General features: G+C 68.3%; 3 protein-coding genes. All 3 read right to left on the reverse strand.

Features of this window, described 5'->3' with window-relative positions; all coding sequences use genetic code 11:
• Positions 1-567, reverse strand: a 567-nt coding sequence (locus ACEN88_RS23870; protein WP_413343650.1) for a CorA family divalent cation transporter, incomplete at its 3' end; no start/stop codon positions are given.
• A 184-nt stretch (positions 568-751) separates the two neighbouring features.
• A complete protein-coding gene (locus ACEN88_RS23875) occupies positions 752-2,602 on the reverse strand; it encodes a glycoside hydrolase family 28 protein (protein WP_413343652.1) in 1,851 nt (616 codons plus the stop codon).
• A 14-nt stretch (positions 2,603-2,616) separates the two neighbouring features.
• A partial coding sequence (locus ACEN88_RS23880; protein WP_413343654.1) for a pectinesterase family protein occupies positions 2,617-5,189 on the reverse strand: 2,573 nt, incomplete at its 5' end.

Genomic DNA, 5,189 nt, shown 5'->3' on the forward strand with positions numbered 1-5,189 from the left:
CGTGAGGCGGCCGGCCAGCAGCTGGTCCTCGGCGGTGTCGACCCGCGCCACGGCATCGCGCACGATGTTGACGAGGACGTCGGCCTGGTCGCGCAGCAAATGCACCAGCAGCTCGACGCTCGACCGCAGCGGCGCCCCGTTCAGCACATCCTGGCGCAGGCGCTCGATGGATTCCAGCGGCTTGCGCCGGGCCGTGATCACGCCGTGCGGCGTCACGTGGACCCACAGCGTGGAGATCTCGGCCGTATCGACCGAAAAATTATGCAGGACGTCGTTGACGACGGCGATCAGGGCGCCGTCCGCCATTTCGATGCGGGTGGAGCGCGAGCCCTGGTGCAGCGTCTCGTAGAATTCCTCGGGCAGGCCGGCGTGGGCGCGCAGCCAGCGCTCGCTGGCCGCATTCGACAGGTTGAAGTGCAGCCAGACGAACTGCCCGGGGACGGGGGCGTGCAACCAGGTCTCGGCGTCCTTCGCGTCGACGGACACCGCTTGCGCGGCGTCCTGCAACAGGAAGCCCCAGACCAGCCCCGTCACGTCGGAGCCGTAGTTGAACGCCGGTGTCGCCATCATCCATCCCATGCAAGCCAGAGGTGACGGCATTGTAGAGCATCCCGCACCGTCGTTCCCGCGAAGGCGGGAACCCATGCTGATTCATCGAATTCGGATGCTGTGCGCCAGAAGCATTGTTATGGAAATCTGATGGTCAGTATGGATTCCCGCGTGCGCGGGAATGACGGTTCATCTGCGACGGTCAAGCGGACAAGGTCGTGTCGTACCGCTTCCCGCCGATCATGACGTTCGCCAGCTTCAGCCCCCGCACGTTATATGTGTACCACGGATGCGCCGCGTTGACGGGCGTGCCGAAGTCGCAGTCCGTGATCGTCACGTCGCGCACCGGCAGCACGGCCGGCGCCGGCGCCGGCCCGTTGTAGTCGGACGCCACCGGACCGAGGATGACGAACGCCTGGAAGCACGACGCGAGCGACCCGTCCTTCGTCTTCACGTTGCCCACCCTGACCTTCGAGATGTGCACGTTGCGCACCTCGGGCGGGCGCACGCGCACGTTGTCGGCGCGCGGCGTGTAGTCGCAATCGAACGTGACGACGGCGCCGGCGGCCGTGGCGACCGTCCTCGATGCGATCGGAGAACCCGGCAGTGACGCATAGAACGACGGCGACGTCTGCACGCCGTTCGGGATGCTCACGTTGCGGACATAAAAATTGCGCAGGAAGCCGCCGCGGTTCATGTTGGTCTTCAGGCGGATCGCCGTGTTCAGCGGGTTCGTCGCCCAGTTCATGTTCTCGAACACGAGGTCCTGCGCGTACACGTTCTGGATGCCGCCCGCCATCTCGCTGCCCAGCGTGACGGCGCCGTGGCCGCTCTGCATCGTGCATTTCTGGATGACGATGTTCTGCGACGGGCCGTACTGCGTGTCGAGGTTCTTGCCCGCCTTGATGGCGATGCAGTCATCGCCCGTGTTGAACTGGCAGCCTTCCACGAGCACCGTGTCGCACGCTTCCGGATCGAAACCGTCGCTGTTCGGCCCCAGGCTGTTCGCGTGGACCTTGCGGATCGTGAGATTGCGGCACGCGACCGGATGGTGCTGCCAGAACGGCGTTTGGATGACCTGGTAGCCTTCCAGCAGCACGTTCGTGCACCCGATCAGCTGGATCATCGGCGGACGCAGGTAGTGGCCCACGCCGAACACGCGCTTCGCCAAGGGCACGCCCGCTTCCGACAGCGCGGGCAGGTACGCGTCGTCCGCGCGCCACTTGTCGCCTTCGCCCTGGATCAGCCGGCGTTTTTCCTCCGGCAGATTCGGCGCCACGTCGGCCAGCGACTTCGGATTCAGTTCATTGACCTGGTTCTGCGCCAGCTTGCCGGGCACGTAGTTCGGCGACTTGTCCTGGGCGACCGAGTTGATCGTCGCGTTCTTGCCCTTCCACGTCCACCAGCAGTCGGCGCGGCCGGGGAACGGCACGCCGCCCTGGCCGTCGAGGATGGCCGTCCAGTCGTCGCCGGTGAGGGCGATGTTGTCCTGGTTGCGCGCATAGATCATGGGCGAATAGTTCAGGCAGTCGTTGCTCTGCCAGCGCGAGACGACCAGCTTGCCGTTCGGGCCGCAGTCGACGTCGCCGTATTTCGCGTAGTCGGCCGGATCGTTGCTGAAATAGACGTGCGCGCCGCTCGCGAGGTGCACGTTCACGTTCGACAGCAGCACGATCGGGCCCGCGCAGAACCAGTCGCCCTTCGGGATCACGACGCGGCCGCCGCCCCCGGCGTGGCATTTCTCGATGGCCGCCCGGAACGCGGCGTAGCAGTCGTGCGCGCCCGGCGCGGGCGTCGGCAGGTCGGCCTGGTCCTCGAACGACACCCACGCCTTCACGGGCACGAGCTTGCATGGCGCGGCGCCGAAATCGGTGACGAGATACTCCGCCTTGCGGAACTTGACGGGGTTGGCGAGGCGCTGCGCGATGCCGGCCGCTGCCTTCCACGGATCGGGAACGGCCGCCGCCAGCGCCCGTCCGGGCCCCGACAGCGCGAGACCGGCGACGGTCGCGGTTTTCAAAAAGCCGCGGCGGGCGTCGAATGATTGCTTCATGGTGTCTCCGTCATTCAAGGGTACTCATTTGCGTTATCGTATTCGCCGAGGTAGACGTCGGCGGGGACGGGCCGTTGGCCTGGCGGTGCGAACGGCGTGCCGGCCAGGTTGTCCCAGTAATCGTCCGAGCTGAATTGCGCGGGGCGGTGCGCCAGCGTGCCGTTGCGGTTCCATTCCGACCACGGCGTCGTCTTCTCGAAATGCGGGCCGATGCGCGAGCGCAGGATCACGGCCTTGCCGACCGTCCCCAGCGTGCGCCGGCGGATCGTGCCGTTCGGCGCCTTGTACACGTCCACGTCGCCCAGCCGGCACGTATAGCCCTCGACGGGGATGAAGCCGTACGGCGTGCAGCGCTCGTTATGGAACCATTGGCGGGCAAAGTAGAACTGCGTGTTCGCCGCGCCCGGCGCATCGCTCGTGAAGCGGCAGCCGTCGAACACGAAACCGTACTTCGCGCGGCGGTTCGTGTCCGGCGCGGCCACGTACGACGCGGCGCGGCCGCCGATGGCGTGGATGGCGCAGTCCTTGAAGACCGCGATGGTGTCGCCGAAGATGAAGTCGACGTCGCCTTCGATGTGCGTGTCGTGGAAAAAGCTGCGCACCGTTGCCGTGCCGTCCTGCGAGCTGAGGAACAGCGTGTCCTGCAGGCCGAGCAGGCGCACGCGCTCGAACTGCGCCTTGTCGGCGCCGTCGACGCGCAGCGCGACGGCCTGGTGGTGCACGCGGCTGCCGCCCGTCGTGTCGGGGCAGTTGTCGCCTTTGCACTCCGCATGCGCGACGGCACCGTCGCGGTTGTACGCGTTCTCGATCGTCAGGTTGCGGGCCTGGAAGCCGTCCGCGCGCACCCACACGGTCGCGGAGCCCGTCGTCTGCAGGGCGGGCAAATCCTTCAGCGCGTCGACCATCGCCCGCACACCTGGCGCCGCGTGCTCGAATTCGGCGGCGTAGCGGCTGCGGTAGGCGGCGCCCGTCGTCGAGGCGTCCAGCGCGGCGCTGATGCGCACGGCCTGCGGGTCGGCGCCGGCGCCATCCAGGGTGATCGGCGGGGCGCCCGGCGGCACATAGACGAGTTCCTGGTACGTGCCGGGGGCGATGCGGATGACGACGCGGCGCGTACCGCCCGCCGCCACGGCGCGGTCGACGGCCGCCTGCACGGTGGCGAAACGGGTTGTTCCGTCCGCCGGTGCGCGCGCATCGACCGAGTAGTCGGCATGCAGTGGCGCGCCGGTCGCGAGCGGATCGGCCAGCGGATCCCACGGCTCGATGCGTTCGTTGCCGACGGGGCCCACGTACTTCAGCACCTCGCGGTAGTCGTAGGCGCGCGCCTGCCCGGCCGTCAGCTGCGGGCGCATGGAACGGACCGCCGGCTCGGGAAACGGCAGGAACCGCCCGGCGCAATCGGCCTCGGCGCCGAACGCGCCCTGCACGCGCGCATGTTCCTGTTTGATGTCCGACCCGGCGGCGGTCGCCACGTCCTTCAAGTCCAGCACGAGCGGATGCGCCTCGTCATATCCCTGCAGCAGGATGCGCCCCGGGGTCGTGCTGCGCACCCGCTCCATGCGGATGGCGGCGTAGTCGGGGATGAGCGCACCCGGTTGCGCCGGCTGTTCGTAATGCGTCGTGATCTCGATGGGAGACCGGATGCCGCGCAGGCACACGTCGCGGTAGACGATGCCATCCACCCGCCCGCCGCGCATGTCGTTGCTCTTGATACGCAGGCCGGACGTGGTCCCGTCCATCGCCAGGTCGTCGACGAGGACGCGGCGCACGCCGCCGTTCGTCTCGCTGCCGATGGACATGCCGTGGCCGCTGTAGAAGCGGTTGTGCAGGATCGAGACGTTCTCGGTCGGCCCGTTGCCGCCGGCCTTGATCGCCACGTTGTCGTCGCCGGTGCGGATGATGCTGTGCGCGATGGTCACGTTGCGCGACGAGATCGGGTCGATGCCGTCCGTGTTGCGCGCGTCGTGGGGCGTGTCGATGACGACGCCCCACGCGGTGAAGCCGTCCACGTTGTTCAGCGTGACGTGGAAGTTCGGGGAATTTTTCAGCGTGATGCGGTACAGGGTGACGTCGCGCGCCTTGTCGGCCTGGATCAGGCGCGGCACGTTCTGGCGGGTCTTCTCCTTTTGCGCGCGGCGGGCGATCTGCCACCAGGTCTCGTCCTTGCCGGCGATGCGCTGTCCGCCCTGGCCGTCGATGGTGCCGGTGCCCATGATGCCGGCGCCGCGCACGCCGTCGAGCAGGATGAAAGGCCGGCAGCCGCGGCCCGATGCATCGTTCGTGCCGCACGTGCCGGCGCCACGGTCGAACAGGCGCGGGTCCGTGCTGGCGTACAGGGTGGCGCCTTTGTCGACGAGCAGTGTGACGCCGTCGCGCAGTTGCAGTGGCCCGGCCACGAAGCTGCGCTTGTCGTTACTGGCCGCGAGCACCACGGCGTGGCCGGGCGCGCACTTGTCGATGGCCGCCTGGATGCGCGCGGCATCGTCGCGGCCCGTGTTCGTGGTCGCGCCGATCAGGACCGCGCAGGCCGGCGGGACGACCGGCTCGCGCACGGCGCGCGTGTCCTGTGCGTGCGCCTGCGCGCCGG

The organism is Massilia sp. CT11-108 (assembly GCF_047302915.1).
GTDB classification, from domain to species: Bacteria; Pseudomonadota; Gammaproteobacteria; order Burkholderiales; family Burkholderiaceae_D; genus Telluria; species Telluria orientalis.

Excerpts from the sequence above, each read along its gene's own strand:
- ACEN88_RS23875 (WP_413343652.1), bottom strand. The coding sequence starts at position 2,602 with ATGAAGCAATCATTCGACGCCCGCCGCGGCTTTTTGAAAACCGCGACC.